This is a genomic window from Ruegeria sp. AF1 (assembly GCF_056542125.1).
Genome location: NZ_JBQFZG010000001.1, coordinates 107,012 through 127,855, shown reverse-complemented (window position 1 = coordinate 127,855; position 20,844 = coordinate 107,012). Strand labels below are relative to the sequence as shown.

18 protein-coding genes are annotated in these 20,844 nt (G+C 55.9%); 7 read left to right on the top strand and 11 right to left on the bottom strand.

The features are described 5' to 3' along the window. Positions 1–29: 29 nt before the first annotated feature. The 6 genes from ACR0BK_RS00585 to pyrH form a co-directional block, all read right to left on the bottom strand. Entirely contained in the window at positions 30–1,145 is a 1,116-nt protein-coding gene (locus tag ACR0BK_RS00585; protein WP_480553341.1) for an NUDIX domain-containing protein, read from the bottom strand. Between the two features lie 27 nt (positions 1,146–1,172). Further along, on the bottom strand, positions 1,173–1,613 hold the full coding sequence (locus ACR0BK_RS00580; RefSeq protein WP_480553340.1) for a TrgA family protein: 441 nt from the start codon (positions 1,611–1,613) through the stop codon (positions 1,173–1,175). A gap of 11 nt (positions 1,614–1,624) precedes the next feature. Next, positions 1,625–2,836 carry a class I SAM-dependent methyltransferase gene (locus ACR0BK_RS00575; protein ID WP_480553338.1) on the bottom strand — a complete coding sequence of 404 codons (1,212 nt, stop codon included), beginning with the start codon at positions 2,834–2,836 and terminating at the stop codon, positions 1,625–1,627. A gap of 69 nt (positions 2,837–2,905) precedes the next feature. Beyond that, a complete protein-coding gene (locus ACR0BK_RS00570) occupies positions 2,906–4,330 on the bottom strand; it encodes a cryptochrome/photolyase family protein (protein WP_480553337.1) in 1,425 nt (474 codons plus the stop codon). A gap of 48 nt (positions 4,331–4,378) precedes the next feature. Further along, on the bottom strand, positions 4,379–5,605 hold the full coding sequence (locus ACR0BK_RS00565; protein WP_480553335.1) for an aminotransferase class V-fold PLP-dependent enzyme: 1,227 nt from the start codon (positions 5,603–5,605) through the stop codon (positions 4,379–4,381). A 263-nt stretch (positions 5,606–5,868) separates the two neighbouring features. Continuing rightward, complete coding sequence (gene pyrH, locus ACR0BK_RS00560; RefSeq protein WP_209504110.1) at positions 5,869–6,621, bottom strand: UMP kinase; 753 nt, start codon at positions 6,619–6,621, stop codon at positions 5,869–5,871. Positions 6,622–6,718: 97 nt separating this feature from the next. Here pyrH and miaA point away from each other — a divergent pair, with 97 nt between their 5' ends. The 5 genes from miaA to ACR0BK_RS00535 all read left to right on the top strand — a co-directional run bounded on the left by miaA (position 6,719) and on the right by ACR0BK_RS00535 (position 14,463). Continuing rightward, positions 6,719–7,612 (top strand): tRNA (adenosine(37)-N6)-dimethylallyltransferase MiaA, encoded by an 894-nt coding sequence (gene miaA / locus ACR0BK_RS00555; RefSeq protein WP_480553334.1) that lies wholly within the window; start codon positions 6,719–6,721, stop codon positions 7,610–7,612. 352 nt (positions 7,613–7,964) lie between these two features. Then, on the top strand, positions 7,965–9,635 hold the full coding sequence (locus ACR0BK_RS00550) for an ABC transporter substrate-binding protein (protein ID WP_480472425.1): 1,671 nt from the start codon (positions 7,965–7,967) through the stop codon (positions 9,633–9,635). 123 nt (positions 9,636–9,758) lie between these two features. Continuing rightward, positions 9,759–10,805, top strand: coding sequence for an ABC transporter permease (locus ACR0BK_RS00545; RefSeq protein WP_480472422.1), 1,047 nt, complete (start codon positions 9,759–9,761; stop codon positions 10,803–10,805). A gap of 13 nt (positions 10,806–10,818) precedes the next feature. Further along, positions 10,819–12,282, top strand: coding sequence for an ABC transporter permease (locus ACR0BK_RS00540; RefSeq protein ID WP_480472420.1), 1,464 nt, complete (start codon positions 10,819–10,821; stop codon positions 12,280–12,282). A gap of 93 nt (positions 12,283–12,375) precedes the next feature. Beyond that, positions 12,376–14,463, top strand: coding sequence for a dipeptide ABC transporter ATP-binding protein (locus ACR0BK_RS00535; protein WP_480472418.1), 2,088 nt, complete (start codon positions 12,376–12,378; stop codon positions 14,461–14,463). A gap of 111 nt (positions 14,464–14,574) precedes the next feature. Here ACR0BK_RS00535 and ACR0BK_RS00530 read toward each other — a convergent pair whose 3' ends face one another. From ACR0BK_RS00530 to ACR0BK_RS00520, 3 genes are all read right to left on the bottom strand, one after another. Further along, positions 14,575–15,561, bottom strand: coding sequence for an MBL fold metallo-hydrolase (locus ACR0BK_RS00530; protein WP_480553332.1), 987 nt, complete (start codon positions 15,559–15,561; stop codon positions 14,575–14,577). A 130-nt stretch (positions 15,562–15,691) separates the two neighbouring features. Further along, complete coding sequence (locus tag ACR0BK_RS00525; protein WP_480516794.1) at positions 15,692–16,654, bottom strand: LuxR C-terminal-related transcriptional regulator; 963 nt, start codon at positions 16,652–16,654, stop codon at positions 15,692–15,694. A gap of 96 nt (positions 16,655–16,750) precedes the next feature. Further along, on the bottom strand, positions 16,751–17,329 hold the full coding sequence (locus tag ACR0BK_RS00520) for a lytic transglycosylase domain-containing protein (RefSeq protein ID WP_267363904.1): 579 nt from the start codon (positions 17,327–17,329) through the stop codon (positions 16,751–16,753). Between the two features lie 201 nt (positions 17,330–17,530). Here ACR0BK_RS00520 and ssb point away from each other — a divergent pair, with 201 nt between their 5' ends. After that, positions 17,531–18,019 (top strand): single-stranded DNA-binding protein, encoded by a 489-nt coding sequence (gene ssb / locus ACR0BK_RS00515; RefSeq protein WP_480472412.1) that lies wholly within the window; start codon positions 17,531–17,533, stop codon positions 18,017–18,019. A gap of 18 nt (positions 18,020–18,037) precedes the next feature. Beyond that, positions 18,038–19,108 carry a site-2 protease family protein gene (locus ACR0BK_RS00510; RefSeq protein WP_480516792.1) on the top strand — a complete coding sequence of 357 codons (1,071 nt, stop codon included), beginning with the start codon at positions 18,038–18,040 and terminating at the stop codon, positions 19,106–19,108. 8 nt (positions 19,109–19,116) lie between these two features. On the opposite strand, the gene aroB is transcribed toward ACR0BK_RS00510, so the two are convergent. Next, positions 19,117–20,229: a 3-dehydroquinate synthase gene (gene aroB / locus ACR0BK_RS00505; RefSeq protein WP_480553330.1), complete on the bottom strand. Its 1,113-nt coding sequence runs from the start codon at positions 20,227–20,229 to the stop codon at positions 19,117–19,119. Beyond that, the gene (locus ACR0BK_RS00500) at positions 20,229–20,816 is read right to left on the bottom strand and encodes a shikimate kinase (RefSeq protein WP_480493332.1); all 588 of its coding nucleotides are present in this window, start codon (positions 20,814–20,816) and stop codon (positions 20,229–20,231) included. Before ACR0BK_RS00500 ends, aroB begins: the two co-directional genes overlap by 1 nt. Positions 20,817–20,844: the final 28 nt, after the last annotated feature.

Genomic DNA, 20,844 nt, shown 5'->3' with positions numbered 1-20,844 from the left:
CCGCACCGCCGCGACCACAAGCGGGATAGTCACCCGCGCAATCTGTCCCGATGGCGGGCCAGCCAATAAGCCAGAGACACCAATTGTAGATCCTTGAAAACATGACGATCCGTCAAGTCTATGAATTCATCGAACGGCAAGATTTGACTACGGATGTCTTCACCTTCTGTGTCCAGGCCGCCAGTGATTGTGGTGTGTGTCAACTCACCCAGGCCAACATAAAGATACATGAACCCGGTGGAAGATCCGCTCGAGGTATAGGCCCCGCCGGCATATTCCAGCCTATCAAAACGAATACCCGCCTCCTCCATCGCCTCGCGATGCGCGGCCTGTTCGGGTGTCTCGCCCGGATCAATCATCCCGGCCACCGCTTCCCAAAGCCAGGGTTCCGGATCGTTGTTCAGGAAAACCGGCGGTCTGAACTGTTCCACGATCAAAACGGTATCACGGACCGGATCATAGGGCAGAACGCCGACCGCACTGCCCTGCAACAAGCTTCCACGGCGCAGCACCGGACCCATGCTGCCGTCATGCCGCCGGTGTTGCAGATCGATTTCCTCCATCCCGAAATAATCGAGGTACACCCGGTCATGGCGATGCACGATCACGTCTTTTGCGATGTCCCGCGGATCACCGGTTCGCCGCTGCCCGGCCATAATCTTTGACCAGGCACGCGTTTGAGTGGCGCGAATACTGCGGGCCATGACCTGGGGGGCGACCTTCCCAAAATAGGCCATCTCTTCCTCAGCCGCGAGCGTTGTGAGTTCGCCCAATCTGTCCGCCCAGTTCTGAAGCGACCACAAATCACCCGGTCTCCATGCATCGGGTGCCGGAAAAAAGACCTGCGCTTCGGCCTCGGTCCCGTCTTCTAATTCGACTTTCAAAGGCTTCAGATCATAGTCGAAAGACCCTTCGTAATAATCCAGCCTGGCCAGATCCTCAGGCGACAAGTCCTGCACGAGCAACCCTTCGGCACTGGCGCCTTCCGTTTCCAGGATCATCGGGAAATCCTGCCCCTGAACAGAATGGACAGCATGGCCTCGAAGTCGGGCGGGCCGTGCTTTGCTTTCGCTCAGAGGATGACCAAGAACGCGTTCCAACAACGGCAAGTGCCGCAGCGTTCCATAAAAAAACAAATCAGACAAATTCGATCTCTCTTGTAAGGAAACGGATCAGCGCCACGAACGGTTGGCCTGTTCTGTGGCCAGCCCCGAGACAACGGCACCAATCAGGAATGCAATCAGGATTTCCGGATAAATCAGCAGCTTACCGTACTCAATCCCGATTTTGAAAATGGCCAGTATGGCCTCGAACGGGCCACCGTAACGATTGCGCATGGCAAGCCGGAACATTTCATAACAGCCCTGCACGAACAGCGCCCAGAAAATCAGCGAGGCGACACCAGTCAGCCCATTGTTGATCGCAGCAGTCCAACCGCGCCCGGCCCGCTTACCCATGATGCCCCACCCGCAAACCGCACCAAGGGCCATGTTGACCACGGTAAAGTACCCATAATCCTTACCTTCTTCACCGTTTTCGATGATCATGCCAGAGACAATGAAGGCCAGCACGATGAGGCAAACGGCGGCTACGAGACGCGAGGCAGTGGGCATATAACGGTCCGTCAGTTAACTTGCTTTGCTACGGTGATCTGTGTCACATCGCAATTGCGCGTGTCAAAGGCTGCGCCACATGCCGTCAAATAATAATTCCACATGCGGCGAAAACGCTCATCAAACCCCAGATCTGCGATCTGTTCCCATTTTGCGTTGAACGTTTCATACCACCGCCGCAGTGTCAGGTCGTAACTTTTGCCGAATTCTTTCGACTTCACCACATTCAGACCGGCCTGATTGATCTGTTGCCGCAGGATCGAAGGTGATGGGAGCATTCCGCCCGGAAAGATGTATTTCTGAATGAAATCTACACCGTTCTTGTAGTAATCCCAGCGGTGGTCACCCACCGTTATGATTTGCAAGGTCGCTTGTGCCCCCGGCTTCAGTCTCTCACGAACGGTTTCAAAATAAACCGGCCAGTATTTTTGGCCCACCGCCTCGAACATCTCGATTGAGGCGATGCCATCATATTGTCCACGCTCGTCGCGATAATCCTGCAACTTGAACGTCACTTGATCCGAAAGCCCTGCTTTTTCAATACGCTCTTTCGCATATTTAAATTGTTCCTCACTGATCGTAAGGCCGGTTACATGCAGGCCCCGTTCTTTCGCGGCATATTCGGCAAAACCGCCCCATCCGCATCCGATTTCCAGAATGTGGTCGCCGGGTTTGGCCCCCATCTCATCGACAAGGCTGGCGTATTTGGCAGTTTGCGCCTTCTCCAGACTTTCTTGCCCGGTCTCAAAAATGGCACTGGAATAGGTCATCGTGTCATCCAGCCACAAACCGTAGAAGTCGTTACCTAGATCATAGTGGTACGAGATATTCTTCTTCGCCTGCGTCCTGTTATTACGGTGAAGCCAGAACCGCAGCCGTTCATAGGCCTGAACAATAAATTTCCCAGTGAATCCGTCATAGACGGTCTCAGACCCCAAATGGACCAGATCCATGAATGAGCGCAGGTCTGGCGTGCTCCAATGTCCCTCAAGGTAGGCATCAGAAAAACCCAGTTCGCCTTCGCGGATCAGGCGGGCAAAAACATCTCCGTTGTGAATGTCGATCTGGGCGACGGGCCCTGCCTTGGGCCCCTCAGCGCGAAAAGTGCGGCCATCGGGCAATGTAATGTCCAACCGCCCCGACTCCATTCGGGTCAGCATCTTAAAGACCTGGGCGAAATACCTGGGCAAATCCGACTGCCCCTCTGTCGTCGTCAGCACCATCCGCTCTCCCCTCTGCGGTACAGTTATCAGGCTAGGGCGCGATTTTGTTTCTGGCAAGTTTTCAGTTCCTTAGTGGGATTTTCGGCTTTCATACGCACGCAAGGCGCGGTTTCGACCGTCCGCCAGTTTCACGACAGGTTCGGGATAATCCGCCTGCGGACACAGGTTCCATGACCGGGGAACCGCAGCAAAATAAGAAAGCGCAATGTCACTGGGTTTCGTCTGGCCTTCGGCGATCCAGCGCCGCAGGTAAGACCCCTGCGGATCAAACTTTTCCGCCTGCGTTTGAGGGTTGAATATGCGAAAGAAAGGTGCCGCGTCGGGGCCTGACCCAGCAACCCACTGCCAGCCCATGGTGTTACAGGCCGGGTCCCAGTCAATCAGGCAATCCTCGAACCAACTCATCCCGATTTTCCAGTGTGTCATCAGATGTTTGGTCAGGTAGCTGGCAACAATCATCCGGGCCCGATTATGCATACGGCCTGTCACATACATCTGTCGCAGGCCAGCATCGACGACAGGAATTCCGGTTCGGGCCTGCCTCCAGGCGGCAACTTCAGGATGGTGCGGATCGACGTTCCAGGGGAAATCATCCCATTCCGCTTTCCAGTTTTCGGTCAGCAGATGCGGTGAGTGATACATCAGGTGATAGGCAAACTCACGCCAGACCATCTGCCGCAGAAATGCCTCAGTGCCGGGGGTTCCCATCATCGCAGCCTGTTGAACCCTGTGCCAGACTGTACGTGGCCCGATCTCGCCCAATGAAAGGTATTCTGACAGGTTTGATGTTCCTTCCAAATCCAATCGGTCACGGTCAGTGGAATAACGGGGGACATGGTCGAGAAAGTGCTCAAGGCGATCGCGGGCGGCCTGCTCGCCGGGTTGGACATGGGGACGCACGATTGCAGCACCCCGATTCATGTCCGCACCCATCTGCCAGGTGCTAAGTCTGTCACTGGAAGGCCAAGTCGCTGGCGCTGCAAAGCGTGACACCAACGCATCCGGCGCGGGCACGTCCCGCCGCTGAACCGCGCGCCACATAGGGGTGTAGACACGAAACGGCTGGCCCTGTTTTGTTGATACCGTCCAGGGCTCAAAAAGCAAATGACCGGAAAAAGACTTTGCGCATACCCCCAGTTCGGTCAGAGCCGTTTTGATCTGCGTATCGCGTGTGATCGACGCCGGATCATAGGCCCGCGACCAAAAAACAGCCTTTGCGCCCGTCTCTTTAACAAGTGTCTGCAAATGCTCAAGCGCATCTCCACGCCGCAGGATCAGGCGGCTACCCAGCCTCGTCAGAGCGTCGCTAAAGACCTCCAGACCCAGCCCCAACCGCCATTTCGGGGCCGCGCCAAGGTGTCGCACAAGAGGGTCATGAACAAAAACTGGTATGATCGGACGACCGCTTGAGACAGCTGCAGTTAATGCCGGATGGTCCGACAGGCGCAGATCCCGTCGGAACCATAAGATGATCGGAGAATGCTCGTTTTCCATATCCGCCCTGTGGTTTTCTTCATTCTACGAATCCCGGCGGAAAGTGGATTACAAAACGCGTTCAAGCGCCTCCAAAAGCTGATCAACCTCCTGCTGCGAGGTATAATGCGTAAAGCTGACCCGCAAAACGCCCTGTGCCGGATCTACTCCCATCGCTTTCAAGGGGCGCACAGCATAAAAGTCGCCGCCTCCGGCCATAACGCCGTATTGCGCCAGTTCCGCTGCAACAGGTTCAGCCGGGCGGTTCAACGACAGCGCAACGGTCGGCGCGCGCCGGGTGGCGTCTGATGTGCCGATCAGACGCACCGCATTGCGATCCGTTACCGCGTCCAGAACCGGTTGCAGTAAGGACACCTCATGCGCGCGCATCAGATCATGGGCAAATGCACCCTGCTCTGCCGCGCCCATGTCAGGCCCGCCGTGATGAGCACACAGAAGCTCGACGTAATCGGCCATACCTGCACTTGCCGCAATCTGGGCATGATCCGGGCCTGCCGGGGTAAAGCGTTTATACAGAACATCGGCGTTGAAATAATGCGCCTGGTTGGGCAACAACTCTCCTAATGTTCGGCGAATGACCATGCAGCCTTGATGAGGGCCGTACGTTTTATAGGCCGAAAACAGATAGATATCCGGCCCTAGATCGCCAACATTCGGAAACCCGTGCGGGGCATAAGATACGCCGTCCACGCAGACAAATGCGCCTGCAGCGTGGGCAATCGCAGTGATCTCGGTGACCGGGTTAATTTCTCCCACGACATTGGAACAATGCGGGAAACAGACCAGACGCACTTTTTCGTCCAACATGTTTTCCAGATCCTGCGGGTTCAGTGATCCGGTCTCCGGATCGATCTGCCACTCCCGCACCTCAATCCCTGCCTCGGCCAGACGGCGCCAAGGGCCCGAATTTGCCTCGTGATCCTGATTGGTCACGACAATCGCCTCGCCAGGTTTCATCCACTGCCGGAATGCTTGCGCCAAAACATAGGTATTTTGAGTTGTCGAAGGGCCAAAGCTCAGCTCATCGGTTTCAACACCCAGTATGGCGGCCATGCGCGTGCGTGCCTCATCCATCTCTGCGCCTGCAAGACGGCTGGCCTCGTACGGGGCGTAGGGCTGAACCTTTCGCTGTGTATAGAACCGAGTCAGACGGTCGATCACCGGCTTGCAGGTATAAGACCCGCCCGCGTTCTCAAAAAACGCCTGTCCTTTCAGGCTGGGTTCGGAAAAAGCCGGAAACTGTGCCCGAACGAAATTGATATCCAGAGAGCTCATGCCTCATTGCTCCTTAGTTGTGCTGTCATATCAACAAGATGCCCGCTCATGTTTCCGGACATCTCAGAAATCATGGCAGGTCTTCCAGCCCAGCCTGTGCTTGCGTCATGGACTGACGAAACACCGGGCAGCCCTTCACCGCAGAAGGACACCGTTACTTAGACAGCGCCATCCGCGACCGTCAAGCTGAAGCAAAAGAAAAAGCCCCGGCGGGACTGCCAGGGCTGAGTTGCTCATACTCTGGGCCAAGTCTCGTTCGGGCCTCAACCCTGAACCTTGGTATACGTCCCCTCGCCTGCAAGAATACCACGGAAACCACCGGGCTCATCCAGACCGAAGACGATCAGAGGCAGGTTGTTGTCACGCGCCAGCGCGATGGCCGACGCATCCATGACCCGCAAGCGCTTGGCCAGAACGTCGTCATAGGTGACCGTGTCATAGCGCACCGCGTCGGCATGTTGCTTGGGATCCTTGTCGTAAACGCCGTCAACACCGTTCTTGCCCATGAAAATCGCCTCGCATGCCATTTCATTGGCGCGCAATGTCGCCGCGGTGTCGGTGGTGAAATACGGGTTACCGGTTCCGGCAGCAAAGATGCACACCCTTTTCTTTTCAAGGTGCCGCACGGCACGACGGCGGATATAGGGCTCGCACACCTCATCCATCCGAATGGCCGAAATGACCCGGGTGAACACCCCAATCTCTTCCAGGGCAGACTGCATTCCCAGCGCGTTCATCACCGTGGCCAACATCCCCATATAGTCTGCTGTGGTCCGCTCCATACCCTGGGCAGACCCGCTCAGGCCCCGGAAAATGTTTCCGCCACCGATAACCATGCAGATCTCAACGCCCAGATCGTGAACCGATTTCACCTCTTGCGCGATGCGTTGAACTGTCGGCGGGTGCAGGCCAAAGCCCTGATCCCCCATCAATGCCTCTCCTGAAATTTTCAACATGACACGTTTGTATGTGGTTTTCGGGGTTTCGGCAGTTTCAGAAGACGGGGAAAGGCTCATGTTGCGCTCCGGGCTGGCACGGGGTTAATTTCCGGCGCAAAATGAAGCAAAAGCTCCGCAGGTTCAATGCGGTTGGTGAGGATTGAGGCAACCGCATATGACCCGGCGATCAACAGACGCGATATTTCGGCAATTGCCCCCTATTCCTGATGACAAGCCTGTCCTGATTGCAGGGCCGACAGCATCCGGGAAATCAGCGCTGGCACTGGAGATCGCCGAACGCCATGGCGGGGTCATCGTCAATGCCGATGCAAGTCAGGTTTATGATTGTTGGCGCGTGATTTCGGCCCGACCATCTGCCGAAGAAGAAGAACGCGCACCGCATCTGCTCTATGGTCACATCGCCTATGATCAGGATTATTCAGCCGGTCACTGGCTGCGTGAAGTGGTGCCACTGCTGACCGGGAGCCAGCGGCCAATCATCGTCGGCGGCACAGGATTGTATTTCACGGCCCTGACCGAAGGCATGGCCGAGATCCCTGCTACCCCAGTGCAGGTGCGGGCCGAAGCAGACTTACTGACCCTTGCTGATCTTGTTGCCGGGGTTGACGAACAGACTCTGGCTGGTCTGGATATACAGAACCGCGCGCGCGTGCAGCGCGCTTGGGAAGTGCAGCGTGCCACGGGGCGCAGCCTGATGTCCTGGCAGGCCGATACTCCACCGCCAATCTTACGGCTGAAAGATGTGGTTCCAATCGTTTTCGACGTCGACAAAGCGTGGCTTCTGAACCGGATTGAACGCCGTTTTGACCAGATGCTGGAACTGGGCGCAATCGACGAAGTTCGCGCCATGCGGGATCGTTTCGACCCCGTTCTTCCCGCCTGCAAAGCCATTGGTGTGCCAGAGCTTATGGCCTATCTGGATGGAAAACTGACTTTGGATCAGGCCCGTGAAAGGGCCACGATCTCGACCAGGCAATTTGCCAAACGCCAACGCACGTGGTTCCGGGCCAGAATGAAAACATGGAATCACGTTGATTTCTCAAAGTGATATCTGGTGTTGTTCATTCCACAAGATTTGACAACCAAAGTAAACGGATCAACGGAAACGAATTAGTTTTTCGTCTGTTATCAGTGATTTGACACAGAATCTCCGCAAGGATTTCTCCTGACGAAGCGCCACATGACAAAATCCGCGCCAAAGTATCAACACTGCGGGAACGTCGCTTTTGTGCATTTTATGTCGATTCCGAACGTTGACGTTAAGTGAATTCTGGTGCCGAATAGCGGCATGGGGATGCACAGAGTCCAAAAACCGGAACCCTTCTTTCTTTCGACAGGACAAGCCCGTGTCGCTTAGAACAATAACAAATCAACAAAATCAATGTCACAGGGAGACATTTATGACCAATACGGCAATCACCACAGACAAGGTGCACTGGGCGGCCGAGATGCACGCGCAGGAATACCGTGACGGCAAGCTTAGCCGCCGGGAATTTCTGGCCCGCGCGACGGCGCTGGGTGTCGCGGTACCGGCAGCCTATGGATTGATCGGTCTGCAGTCGCCTGCGGCGGCGCAAGAGCCGCAGCGCGGCGGCACCATCCGCTATCAGATGGAAGTGCGCGCGCTCAAAGATCCGCGGACTTATGACTGGACGCAAATTGCTACTTTCACAGCAGGCTGGCTGGAGTACCTCGTCGAATACAACAACGACGGCTCGTTCAAGCCGATGCTGCTGGAAAGCTGGGAAGCCAACGCCGATGCCACCGAATACACATTGAACGTTCGCAAGGGCGTAAAGTGGAACAATGGCGACGATTTCACAGCCGAAGACGTGGCCCGCAACATCGCAGGATGGTGTGACGCTGGTCTGGAAGGCAACTCGATGGCATCGCGTATGGCGTCGCTTATCGACGAAAGCACTCAGCAAGCTGCGGACGGTGCAATCACCGTTGTCGACTCCCATACTGTCAAACTGAAGTGCAACGCGCCTGACATCACGATCATCCCGGGCATGGCGGACTATCCCGCTCCTATCGTTCATAGCAGCTTTGATGCAAACGACATGCTTTCAAACCCGGTCGGCACAGGCTTCATGCTGCCCGACAGCCACGAAGTTGGCGTCAAAGGCGTACTGGTGCGCAACGAAGGCTTCGAATGGTGGGGTTATGAGGCCGGCAAAGGCGGCTATATAGACCGCATCGAGTTCATCGACTACGGCACTGACCCGGCTGCATTCCTTGCGGCTTATGAGGCCGAAGAGATCGACATGAACTGGGAGTCTGTTGGCGAATTCGTCGACATCTTCGACGGCATTGGGCTTGTGCGCTCGGAAATCCCGTCGGGCTTCACCATCGTTATCCGACCGAACCAGTTGGCGGAGGACGAAAACGGTAACAAAATCTACGGCGACAAGCGCGTTCGTCAGGCTTTAGCCATGGCGGTGGACAACGAAGTGTGTCTGGAACTGGGTATGTCGGGTTATGGCATTCCGGCTGACAACTGCCACGTCGGGCCAATGCACCCTGAACATGACTCGGCCGTAACTCGCATTCCGTATGATCCTGCCGGCGCGAAAGCCCTGATGGACGAAGCGGGTATGGGTGACTTTGAGCATGAAGTGCAATCGATCGACGATGACTGGCGTCGTAACACCACAGCTGCGGTTGTAGCGCAACTGAACGACGCTGGCATCAAGGCCAAGCACACAGTTCTGCCGGGATCAACTTTCTGGAACGACTGGACGAAATACGCCTTCTCGTCGACGAACTGGAACCACCGCCCATTGGGCACCCAGGTTCTGGCGCTGGCCTACAAGTCAGGTGTTGCCTGGAATGAATCAGGTTTTGCCAATGCAGAGTTCGACGCCTTGTTGTCTGAAGCAAACTCGATCGCGGACGTAGATAAGCGTCGCGAAGTGATGGCCAAACTGCAGGCGATCATGATCGACGAAGGTGTCACGATCCAACCTTATTGGCGGACTGCGATGCGCCATCATCGCGACAATTTGGTGGGTGTTGAAAAGCATATCGCTGACCTGCCGCAGCTTTATAAGTTCGGCTTTACGTCCTGAGCCAAAACACAAAAGGCCGCGCCACCTCGGCGCGGCCTCTTCTTCCTGAATGCGGCGAACAAATAATAACAGCTAAGCGTGGCGTTCCATGAAACCCGCGCTAGCCGACCCACAGGGGCAAATATGGGACTTTTCATTCTAAGGCGCGTTGGCATCATGCTGTTGACGGCATTGTGTCTGACATTCCTGGTTTTCTTCTTAACCAACCTCTATCCGAACCTCGAAAAGCTGGCGAAAACGCAGGGCAACTTTCGGATGTCGGATGAGCAGGTTGAGAGCTACCTGAACAAAAATGGTTACCTCCAATCCACTCCGATAAAATACGGCGAATGGCTGGGTGTCCTGCCCTCATATCGGTACACGAATGAAGACGGAACCGTTCAGGGAAGATGCATTCTGCCGGGCAAAACCGCCGAGGAATCTCCGAATTTTTGCGGAATCCTGCAAGGGTATTGGGGCTATTCGACCGTCTTCAAAGAAGAGGTTTCGACCGTTGTTGGCAACAGATTGGCTCTGACTGGCCGTCTGATGCTCTGGGTCATGCTGCTGATGGTTCCGTCTGCGTTGATCCTTGGTGTTTTGGCAGGAATGAAAGAAGGATCTGCCACCGACAGGACGTTGTCGACCTTCGCCATCACAACGACGGCGACACCGGAATACGTCTCGGGCGTGATCTTTATCGCCATCTTCACCTCTTCTGCAGTTGGATTGAAGTGGTTCAAGGGTACGGCCACGCAAGCGATGGAGAACCCGACCTTTGAAAACTTCTTCCTGCCGGTCCTGACCATTGCGCTTTATGGGATGGGTTATATTGCCCGGATGACCCGCGCCTCGATGACTGAAGTGATGACCGCCCAATATATCCGGACGGCGCGTCTGAAAGGTGTGTCCTTCCCCAATATCGTCATGAAACATGCGCTGCGTAATGCGCTGATCGCACCGTTCACCGTCATCATGCTGCAATTCCCCTGGCTGCTGAATGGCGTGGTGATCGTCGAGACCCTGTTCAACTACAAGGGCTTCGGCTGGGCGCTGGTTCAGGCCGCGGGCAATAACGACATTCAGCTGTTACTGGCAATTTCGGTCGTGTCGGTCTTTGTGGTGCTGGTGACCCAGCTGATCTCTGATATCGGCTATGTCTACCTCAACCCGCGCATACGCATTTCTTAAGGAGGGTTAGATCATGGAACCACTTACCTGGACCGGCTCTATCGCCTTCCTGAACCCGCTTTTTGCACTTGGCCTTGCGCTGATGCTCTTGTCCATTGCCGTATGGATGCTGGCCAGCATCGTGCTGCCCGAAGACCAGATGACGGTGAACCCGGACGGTACGTTGAGCTCAAGCTCAGGCCTGCGGACACTGATACAATTGGCGCTGCGTTACAGTTTCCTGGCCAGTGTAGGAATCGCACTCGCCTATATTGTGCTAGGCGTTCTGATGGGCACCAGCGCCGGAATAATTGGCGCCATGTCCCAGCAGTTTTTGCCCGTATGGGTGTCTTTGATCATCCTTTATGCCATGTCGATCGCTTTCAAACGCAAGCTTGGCCTCTACGGCAAACTGTTTGACAGTCCAATCGGCATGATTGGCTTTGGCCTTGTGATGTTCTGGGTCTTCACCGGGATTTTCGGCGCGATGGATCTGATCGTTACACATGATCCGCTGTCGCAGGTCTCGGGCATGAAGAACAAAGTGCCAGGGACGCCACTGTCCAATCTGGAGGACGGTCAATACGCCTGGTATCTGCTGGGTGGCGACAACCTGGCCCGCGACGTGTTCAGCCGCATGGTCAAAGGGGCTTGGATTGTTGTTCAGATCGCCCCGCTTGCCACGATATTTGCCTTCATGGTTGGCATCACGCTGGGTCTGCCGGCAGGCTACTACGGTGGTCGGCTGGATACTTTGCTGTCCTTCCTTGCAAACCTGATCCTGGCCTTCCCAGTGATCCTGCTGTTCTATCTGCTGGTCACACCTGAGATCGTTGCGACCGGTGTGCCGAACTACATGGCGGCTGTCTTGTTCGTATTCCCTATCATATTCCTCGGCGTGCTGCTGAACTCACGCTACTATACCAGACCGAACTTCCGAACACCGCTGCTGATCGGAGTTTTGGGGGTTGCAGGTTGGTTCTACCTGTCTCTGATTTCGACCGGTGGCTACATCATCAATACCGACGCCTATCGTATCTGGGGTCTGCCGACCTATCTGGATCTTTTCGATATTCCAGGCGGTATTCTGGTGGTCTTTGTCTCGGTGGTCTTTGTGAATTCGCCCACCGTGTTCCGCATTGTGCGCGGACTGGCGATGGACATCAAAACCCGTGACTATGTGGCGGCAGCACAAACCCGTGGCGAGGGTCCGTGGTACATCATGCTGTGGGAAATCCTGCCCAACGCGCGTGGCCCGCTGATCGTCGATTTCTGCCTGCGCATTGGCTATACCACCATTCTTCTGGGAACCTTAGGTTTCTTTGGGCTGGGCCTGCCGCCCGAAAGCCCTGACTGGGGGTCGACGATCAACGAGGGGCGCAAGCTTTTGTCGATCTACCTGCACCCTGCTCTGCCGCCCGCGCTGGCCTTGTTGACGCTGGTTCTGGGTCTGAACCTGCTGGCCGACGGTTTGCGCGAAGAAAGCCTGAAGGACTGATGTGAAAGCGCCCGGGGGGCCAGCCCCCCGGACCCCCCGAGATATTTTTAGCCAGATGAATGGGATCCCCTCGATCTGGTGAGGAGATACAAGATGAGCAAGATGGCGGATTATGACGGCCCGATCCTTGAGATCGACAAGCTGTCGATTTCCTTCTTTACCCGCCTGCGGGAAATTCCGGCCGTGATGGATTTCTCTGTCAGTGTGCAACCCGGTGAAGCTGTTGGTCTGGTCGGTGAATCTGGTTGCGGTAAATCCACGGTGGCGCTGGGCGTCATGCAGGACCTTGGTAAAAACGGTCGCATCGTTGGCGGTACGATCAAGTTCAAGGGTCGTGATCTGGCGGAAATGAGTTCAGATGAATTGCGCGACATACGCGGCAATGAGATCGCGATGATCTATCAGGAGCCGATGGCCTCGCTGAACCCGGCGATGAAGATCGGCAAGCAGCTGATGGAAGTGCCCATGATTCACGAGGGCGTCAGCGCAGAAGAAGCGTATTCGCGCGCTCTGGAAGTTGTCACCGATGTGCGCCTGCCGGACCCAGAGCGAATGCTCAACTCGTTCCCGCACCAGCTGTCAGGCGGTCAGCAACAGCGGATCGTGATCGCGATGGCACTGATGTCAAAACCGGCGCTGCTGATCCTTGATGAGCCAACGACGGCACTTGACGTGACGGTTGAGGCTGCCGTGGTCGAACTGGTGAAGGATCTGGGTAAGAAATACGGCACTTCGATGCTGTTCATTTCGCACAACCTCGGTCTGGTTCTGGAAACCTGCGACCGGCTTTGCGTCATGTATTCAGGTGAGGCGGTCGAGCGCGGCTCGATCAAGGATGTGTTTGATGAGATGCAGCATCCTTACACGCAGGCCCTGTTCCGGTCGATCCCGCTGCCGGGGGCCGACAAGAATTCGCGCCCGCTGGTGGCTATACCGGGGAACTTTCCTCTACCCCATGAGCGGCCCCCTGGTTGTAATTTCGGCCCGCGCTGCGACTATTTCGAAGAGGGTCGCTGTGACGCCAAGGACATCCTGATGGAGGCAGTGCCCGGAAATGACCGGCACCATACCCGTTGCCTGAAATTCAAAGAGATCGACTGGAACGCACCGATCACGGTGGGTGAACAGAAAGAGAAAGGTGAGATCGGCAGGGTCGTTCTGAAGATGGACAACCTCAAGAAATACTATGAGGTTGCGGCAAACGCCCTGTTCGGCGGTGGCGAAAAGAAGGTTGTGAAAGCAAACGAAACGCTCAGTTTCGAGGCGCATGAATCCGAGACGTTGGCCATCGTGGGCGAATCCGGTTGCGGCAAATCCACGTTCGCCAAAGTTTTGATGGGTCTTGAGACGGCAACGGATGGGCAGATTCTGCTGGACAACCGCAATATCGAACAAGTGCCCATAGAAGAGCGTGACGCAAAGACCGTTGGTGAAGTTCAGATGGTGTTTCAGAACCCGTTCGACACGCTGAACCCTTCGATGACCGTCGGGCGCCAGATCATCCGTGCATTGGAGATCTTCGGTGTTGGCAATTCCGAGGCCGATCGCAAGAAGCGGATGCTGGAACTGCTGGATCTGGTGAAACTTCCGCGCGCCTTTGCAGACAGGATGCCGCGTCAGCTGTCAGGTGGTCAGAAGCAACGCGTTGGTATCGCTCGCGCCTTTGCTGGTGATGCGCGCATCGTGGTGGCCGACGAGCCCGTATCAGCGCTGGACGTTTCCGTGCAAGCTGCGGTGACCGACCTGCTGATGGAAATTCAGCGCGTGCACAAAACCACGTTGCTGTTCATCAGCCATGACCTTTCCATCGTGCGATACCTCAGCGACCGGGTAATGGTGATGTATCTGGGCCACGTGGTCGAGCTGGGCACAACTGACCAGGTTTTTGCACCCCCCTACCACCCTTATACCGAAGCGCTGCTGAGTGCTGTTCCCATCGCCGATACATCGGTCGAAAAGCAGCACATCGTACTGGAGGGTGATATCCCTTCGGCCATGAACCCGCCACCGGGATGCCCGTTCCAGACACGGTGTCGCTGGAAGTCCGAAGTGCCTGACGGTCGCTGTGAGTCGCATGTACCGCCAGTGCAGACATTGGCCGAGGGTCATCAGGTAAAGTGCCACTTGTCCGAAGAGGTGCTGGCACGGATGCAACCCGTGATCAAAGTCGCGGCTGAATAGGTTTGCGGATCTTTACTGGAAAGGGCCGGTCGTTGACCGGCCCTTTCTGTGAGCGCCGCGTGTCACGAGGAGACCGGCGACGCTTGTGAGTGGTGGTTCCCTACAAGACTCTCAGCCGGTCATGACGTTGTTGCCGAAATGCATGAACTCCTGATCCATGCCTGAAATCTCTCCGGCCTCCAGTTTCAGGCTGGCACTGTCAAGCATCTGATAGCTTTTCTGCCCCTTTACCCACTCGTCCGCAGATTGCAGCGTGGTCAGCGTGTAAGACGTGACTTCATTCAGGTAATGGGTTGGGATAATGATCTTGGGCTTTAGCTTGGCCACGATGTCATTACCCTGATCGAAACTCAGGATATGTTGCGACCCGTCTACCGGCAGGGTCAGAACATCGACCTGTCCGACGGCGTCCCAAAACTCCTGCGGTGGGTTATGGCGATTGTCACCCCAGATCAGCGTACGAATGCCGCCTGTTTCCACCAGATAGACCACCATATCCATATGACCCACATTGTTCGGTGGGCAGGCATCGACCCCAAACTCGGCCAGTGCATTGGTCCAGTTGTACCACCCCGGCGCCACGCAGGCATGTTTATCAGCAAAACCGGTGATCCTGATATCGGCGAACTCGAAATTGCCCACCATCCTGTCCAGAACCATGGTCGAGCTTGGGCGTTCGATCGCGTCGTGATCAAAATGCGCGTGGGTCGACAGGGTAATGTCTACCGGAATCTGGGGGAATTCATTGCGGAACCAAAGCCCCCACGCGCCCGACGGGTCATCACGCCAGGGGTCAAGCAGGACCGTTGCGCCGTTGGGCGAAGTGATCTTGATGGCGCAATGGCCATAATAGTCGATACCGACAACTCCGGCACTGGCCTGACCCGTCGATCCCTGCAGGTCAATCACATGGTTATTGTTCCCTGGCTGCAACCAGGCTTGCGATTGCGCTTCGGCCGGTTTCGCCCCCAGCACTGAAGCGGTCGCGCCAACACCGGCAGCACCTGCCGCCATGAAAAATGACCGCCGAGACAAACCCGGTGCCAGATGATCCCTGTCCCCTTTCAGGATGGTCGGCTTCAGATCCTTGCGATCCATATCTATGTACCTCTCTGTTGGACGTGCGCCTTTTTTCCGCACCTCATCCCAAAAGGTAACAAGCTAAAGCACATCGGCTCAGACCGAAAAAATAGGGGTGGAATATGGGGGCAATCCCCATATTCGACATTCACGAAATCGAGAGCAAGTGACTGCGCAGGTTTTTATCCCGGCCCTCAAGTCCAAGTTTTCGGCGAATGTTGTTGCGGTGAAAATCGATTGTCGACGTCTCTCGGGACAGGGCCTTGGCTATGTCCTTCGTGGTTCTCCCAAACATGACCATCTGAGCAATTTCCATTTCTGTCGGGGTCATTGCCGCAAAGGCATCCGTCAACTTGTCAGACAGCGAAGACGTGATCTCGTTCAGGTTCTTCTCGGCCAGCTCAAGATAGACAAACTGCGCCTCATCCCCTGAAAGCTGCGCCCGAACCTTTTCAAGATACGGCAAAACTCTGCTGCGAACCTGCTCGACGATTTCGTGATCCCGGTTCTTGCGGTCATCGTCGAGACTTGAGAGCAATACGCGCAACGCTGTGTTCGTCTCCTGCAGCTCTCGGGTTCGATCCGAAACACGCGTTTCAAGCTGGGCAAGTGTTTCGTTCAGTTTCTCTTCCAACGCGCGTCTCAGATAAACCTCTTGCAACAAAGCCAAATCCGACTCGACCATGCGCGCGAACTGCGCCAACCCCTCACGGAATAACAAGGCCCGCCGGTTCTGTTTACGGTCCAGAACACAGATTGTGCCGAACACCGATCCATCGGGCCATTTCAGCGGTAAGCCGATGTAAAAGGTCATTCCGTGTTCTAGGTCGTCGTTGTCCGCCCAAACCGGATCACATTTGGCGTCTTCGACCACCAACTCTCCGTCACGCTCCAGAACACCCTTACAGTATAGCTTGGGGTTCAACTGGAAACTCAGACCGACCGGATATGGATTCTCGGGGTGATCGGATGTGATCAAAACCGCATGATCCGGCGCGTCGGTTTTCATGATCAGGCTTGCGGGCACGTCGGCCAGTTCTGCGACCAGATCAACAAGTTGCTGCCAGTTTGCCAGCGTTTCTTTGGGAATCTGCGGATGATCAACAGGCATGAGGGGCCTCACCAGTTACTGGGCGATACCCTGTCAGGTTAGTTGGAGGCGTTGCACTGAATCAAGAATACGACACTCTGCAGCGCAGCATCAGTTTCAGCCGCCCCAGATAACCTTCACGTAGTTCTGGGTTTCCTTGTACGGCGGGATCCCACCGTGCTTTTCAACCGCATCAGGACCCGCGTTATAGGCCGCCAGCGCCAAAGGCCACGATTTGAACTTGCGGTACTGCCAAGACAGATATCTGGCACCGCCTTCGAGGTTCTGCTTGGGATCATGCGGGTTTACGCCCAAAAGCTCGGCCGTTTGTGGCATAAGCTGCGCCAATCCCAACGCACCTTTATGTGACTTCGCCTGTGGGTTCCATCCACTTTCCTGCTGCACCAGACGCAAAAAGAGATCTTCAGGGATGTTGTGAAGGCGAGCAACACGCCGTGCGATTTCCAGATATTCTCCACGATATTTTCCTGAATACCGTTTGCTGACCTGATCACGCGTTGTTTTGGGTTTCAGCCGGGCCGAGTCGCGGTACTGGGTTGCCGCACGAGAATCCAGAACCTTCGCCTGTTTCAGGAAGATATCCTTGCGGCTTTTGCTGGACAATGTTTGTGCCTGCACCGGCGCAACGGCCAATACAAGGCAGGCAACGGAAAACCCAGCAACCCAAGAACGCATCTTTGCTTATCCTGCTCGATCAAAACCAGTGGGAGTATAGGTATTCCCGCAAAAAATGAAAGCTTGGTAAATAGTACAGTAAGACTCTTATTCGACAGTGTTGTATCAACTGTTTTCAACCATGATGCAGGCCGTATAGGGTCTCACGAAACTCATTGCGTCAGATTCGGCGCATTTACGCAGAACAGAACGAGGATTTACATGGCGGGTTCAGTCAACAAGGTCATTCTGGTGGGAAATCTTGGCCGCGACCCCGAGGTCCGGTCGTTCCAGAACGGCGGCAAAGTGTGCAACCTGCGCATTGCCACCTCGGAGAACTGGAAAGACCGCAACACAGGTGAGCGGCGCGAACGGACAGAGTGGCATTCGGTTGCCATCTTCTCGGAACCGCTGGCCCGCATCGCCGAGCAATATCTGCGCAAGGGCAGCAAGGTTTATATCGAAGGCCAGCTGGAAACCCGCAAATGGCAGGATCAATCCGGTCAGGATCGGTATACGACCGAGGTTGTCCTACGCCCCTATCGCGGGGAACTGACCCTGCTGGACGGTCGTGGTGAAGGCGGTGGCGGCAGCGGCGGCGGTTATGGTGGTGGCCAGGCCGGTGGCGGTTACGATGACCCCTATGGCGGTCCTTCCAGCTCTGCGGCACCAGCCTCGGGCGGAATCGACGATGACGAGATTCCGTTCTAACCAAAGCGGAGTAACAATATGACATGGTCCTTCTCTCTCGGCCGATTGCTCGGTTCCGAACTGAGGGTCCATGTCACCTTTTTTCTGCTGCTGGCTTGGGTCGGTTTTGCCGCATTCTCGACCGGTGGCCTGCCAGCCGCGATTGAGAACCTTCTCTTTGTTCTGGCCCTGTTTGCCTGCGTTGTCGCGCATGAGTTCGGTCACGCTCTTATGGCGCGGCGCTATGGTATCAAAACCCCCGACATCACCCTTCTGCCCATCGGTGGCCTAGCCCGACTTGAGAGAATGCCGGAAAAACCGATGCAAGAGGTTCTGGTGGCGCTTGCGGGTCCGGCAGTGAATATCGCTATCTTCATTGGCCTTGCCGTGCTTGGTGCAGGGATGCCGCTTGAGACCCTCGCGCAATTGGAATCACCAAATGTGAGAATTTTGGACAAGCTGGCCTATATCAATCTGCTTTTGGCCATCTTCAACTTGATCCCGGCCTTCCCAATGGATGGAGGCCGCGTTTTTCGCGCCCTTCTGTGTTTGCGCATGAATCGCGTCAAAGCCACCCGAATTGCAGCGGTTGGTGGCCAGATTGTCGCTGTCGGGTTTGGATTTCTAGGGCTGAGCTCTGGCAATCCAATTCTGGTATTGATCGCCGTATTCGTGTTCTTTGCAGCGAATGCAGAAAGCCAGGATGTCGCCTTGCGATCCGCGGTCCGCCGTGTTCTGGCTCGTGACGCGATGATCACTGAATTTCATGCCCTGTCCCCCAGCGATACGCTAAGCACAGCTGCGCAAGCCGTCATTCACACCACACAGCACGAGTTTCCGGTACTGGACCCAAATCACACTTTGCTGGGCTTTGTGACACGCGATCGCCTGTTCACCGCTCTGGCAAGCGACCAGCCCAGAACTGCGCCCGCGACCTCGATCATGGATGCTGACGTTCCTACAGTCTTGCTGACAACCGGCCTTGAGGACGTACTGGAACACCTGCACAATGGTGCGCCGGCGATTGCAGTTCTGAGCCATGGCGGTCGTATGATCGGTTACATAACCCGCGAAAACATCGGCGAGCTGATGGTCATTCAGGGTCGTTAACCCCTGCGTCACACCGGGGCGAGAGCGTCCGACAGAACCGATAAAACCGCATCCTTCGGCACATCCGAGGTCACAAAAGCCTGACCAATTCCGCGGGCCAGGATAAACCGCAGCTGGCCGTCCACGACCTTTTTGTCCTGCCCCATCAGATCCACCAGTGACTCGGCACTTGGCAATTCGCCCGGAATATCAGCCGGATCCGTTTTCATACCCATTGCTCGCAGATGCGCACGTACCCGGCTTGGGTCTTCTTGTGAACACAGCCCAAGGCGGGACGAAAGCTCGAACGCAAGTGCACAGCCGATGGCCACGCCCTCGCCATGCAAAAGACGGTCCGAATAACCAGTGGCAGCCTCCAAGGCATGACAGAAGGTGTGTCCCAGATTCAGCAGGGCGCGGTCGCCTTGTTCGGTTTCGTCCCGGGCCACGATATCGGCTTTCATCTGAACCGAGCGGGTTACCGCACGCACCCGCGCGGCCAAGTCACCCGAGGACACGCTTTGCCCGTTCGCCTCAAGCCATTCAAAGAAATCAGCATCCCCAAGCAAGCCGTATTTCACCACCTCGCCATACCCTGAAAGAAAGTCCCTCTGGGTCATGGTCTGCAACACAGATGTATCGGCCAGAACCAGCGATGGCTGATGAAAAGCGCCGATAAGGTTCTTCCCCTGAGGGGCGTTGATCCCTGTTTTCCCTCCGACGGAGCTGTCGACCTGCGCCAGCAAAGACGTGGGGATTTGCACGAACCGAACACCTCGGCGCAGGACGGCTGCGGCAAAGCCGGCAAGATCACCAATTACGCCGCCACCAAGGGCCACAACAACGTCGCTGCGTTCAACCTTTTCAGCCAACAGCCACTCAACCGCGCGTTCGAAATGAGGCCAGCTTTTGGTCGCCTCCCCGGCTGGCAAGGCCAGCGCGGACATTTCGATTCCGGCGGCTTTCAGACCCGCACGTAGTGCGTCCAGATGCAGGCCAGCTACGTTCTCATCTGTCAGGACGGCCACCTTGGGGCGCGCCAATAGCGGTGCAATCCAATCGCCTGCGCGCGCCAGAAGATCCGGACCGATCTCAACGTCATACGACCGGTCTCCAAGTTCAACGTGTACTGTTTGGTGCATTATCTGATTTCCAAAACATCAGGGCGCGCCAATAAGGCGTCGACAACCCGGTCCACCATATTCTCGATCGAAGTTTCGCCATCCGAATCCACGATCAAATCTGCCTCCGCGTAAACCGGAACACGCGCCTCGTAGAGGGCTTTCAATGTCGCATAAGGATCAGCAGTGCGCAGCAGCGGGCGCGTGTCCTTGTGGCGAACTCGGCTCCACAAAACTTTCAGGTCTGCCCGCAGCCAGACAGACGCCCCGCGCAAGGTGATCATACGCCGGTTGTCGGGCTGAAGAAACGCCCCGCCACCCGTTGAAAGGATGCCTTTTTTCTCGTCCAGCAGGCGGCTGATGACCTGTGTTTCCTTGGTGCGAAAAAACGGCTCCCCGTCCCGCTCAAAGATTTCGGGGATGGTCATGTTGGCGGCTGATTCGATTTCGGCATCACTATCCAGAAATGGAACACCCAGACGCGCAGCCAAGGCGCGGCCCACGGCTGTCTTACCAGCCCCCATCATCCCCACCAGAACCACGGTTTTGTGCAGAGCAAATCGGGTCTGCGCGTCCGCTGAGTGCGTGTTATGCTTAATTTCGCTCATTTCACCGTGAATGACGTGATCTTGGGAA

Bases quoted from the DNA above. Each gene is read 5' to 3' on its own strand.
- ACR0BK_RS00530 (WP_480553332.1), bottom strand. From the start codon at position 15,561: ATGGATCGCAAGGATCTGAAGCCGACCATCCTGAAAGGGGACAGGGAT.
- aroB (WP_480553330.1), bottom strand. From the start codon at position 20,229: ATGCACCAAACAGTACACGTTGAACTTGGAGACCGGTCGTATGACGTT.
- ACR0BK_RS00575 (WP_480553338.1), bottom strand. From the start codon at position 2,836: ATGGTGCTGACGACGACAGAGGGGCAGTCGGATTTGCCCAGGTATTTC.
- ACR0BK_RS00545 (WP_480472422.1), top strand. From the start codon at position 9,759: ATGGGACTTTTCATTCTAAGGCGCGTTGGCATCATGCTGTTGACGGCA.
- ACR0BK_RS00540 (WP_480472420.1), top strand. From the start codon at position 10,819: ATGGAACCACTTACCTGGACCGGCTCTATCGCCTTCCTGAACCCGCTT.
- ACR0BK_RS00550 (WP_480472425.1), top strand. From the start codon at position 7,965: ATGACCAATACGGCAATCACCACAGACAAGGTGCACTGGGCGGCCGAG.
- miaA (WP_480553334.1), top strand. From the start codon at position 6,719: ATGACCCGGCGATCAACAGACGCGATATTTCGGCAATTGCCCCCTATT.
- ACR0BK_RS00500 (WP_480493332.1), bottom strand. From the start codon at position 20,816: ATGAGCGAAATTAAGCATAACACGCACTCAGCGGACGCGCAGACCCGA.
- ACR0BK_RS00520 (WP_267363904.1), bottom strand. From the start codon at position 17,329: ATGCGTTCTTGGGTTGCTGGGTTTTCCGTTGCCTGCCTTGTATTGGCC.
- ACR0BK_RS00570 (WP_480553337.1), bottom strand. From the start codon at position 4,330: ATGGAAAACGAGCATTCTCCGATCATCTTATGGTTCCGACGGGATCTG.
- pyrH (WP_209504110.1), bottom strand. From the start codon at position 6,621: ATGAGCCTTTCCCCGTCTTCTGAAACTGCCGAAACCCCGAAAACCACA.
- ACR0BK_RS00535 (WP_480472418.1), top strand. From the start codon at position 12,376: ATGAGCAAGATGGCGGATTATGACGGCCCGATCCTTGAGATCGACAAG.
- ACR0BK_RS00525 (WP_480516794.1), bottom strand. From the start codon at position 16,654: ATGCCTGTTGATCATCCGCAGATTCCCAAAGAAACGCTGGCAAACTGG.
- ssb (WP_480472412.1), top strand. From the start codon at position 17,531: ATGGCGGGTTCAGTCAACAAGGTCATTCTGGTGGGAAATCTTGGCCGC.
- ACR0BK_RS00580 (WP_480553340.1), bottom strand. From the start codon at position 1,613: ATGCCCACTGCCTCGCGTCTCGTAGCCGCCGTTTGCCTCATCGTGCTG.
- ACR0BK_RS00510 (WP_480516792.1), top strand. From the start codon at position 18,038: ATGACATGGTCCTTCTCTCTCGGCCGATTGCTCGGTTCCGAACTGAGG.
- ACR0BK_RS00565 (WP_480553335.1), bottom strand. From the start codon at position 5,605: ATGAGCTCTCTGGATATCAATTTCGTTCGGGCACAGTTTCCGGCTTTT.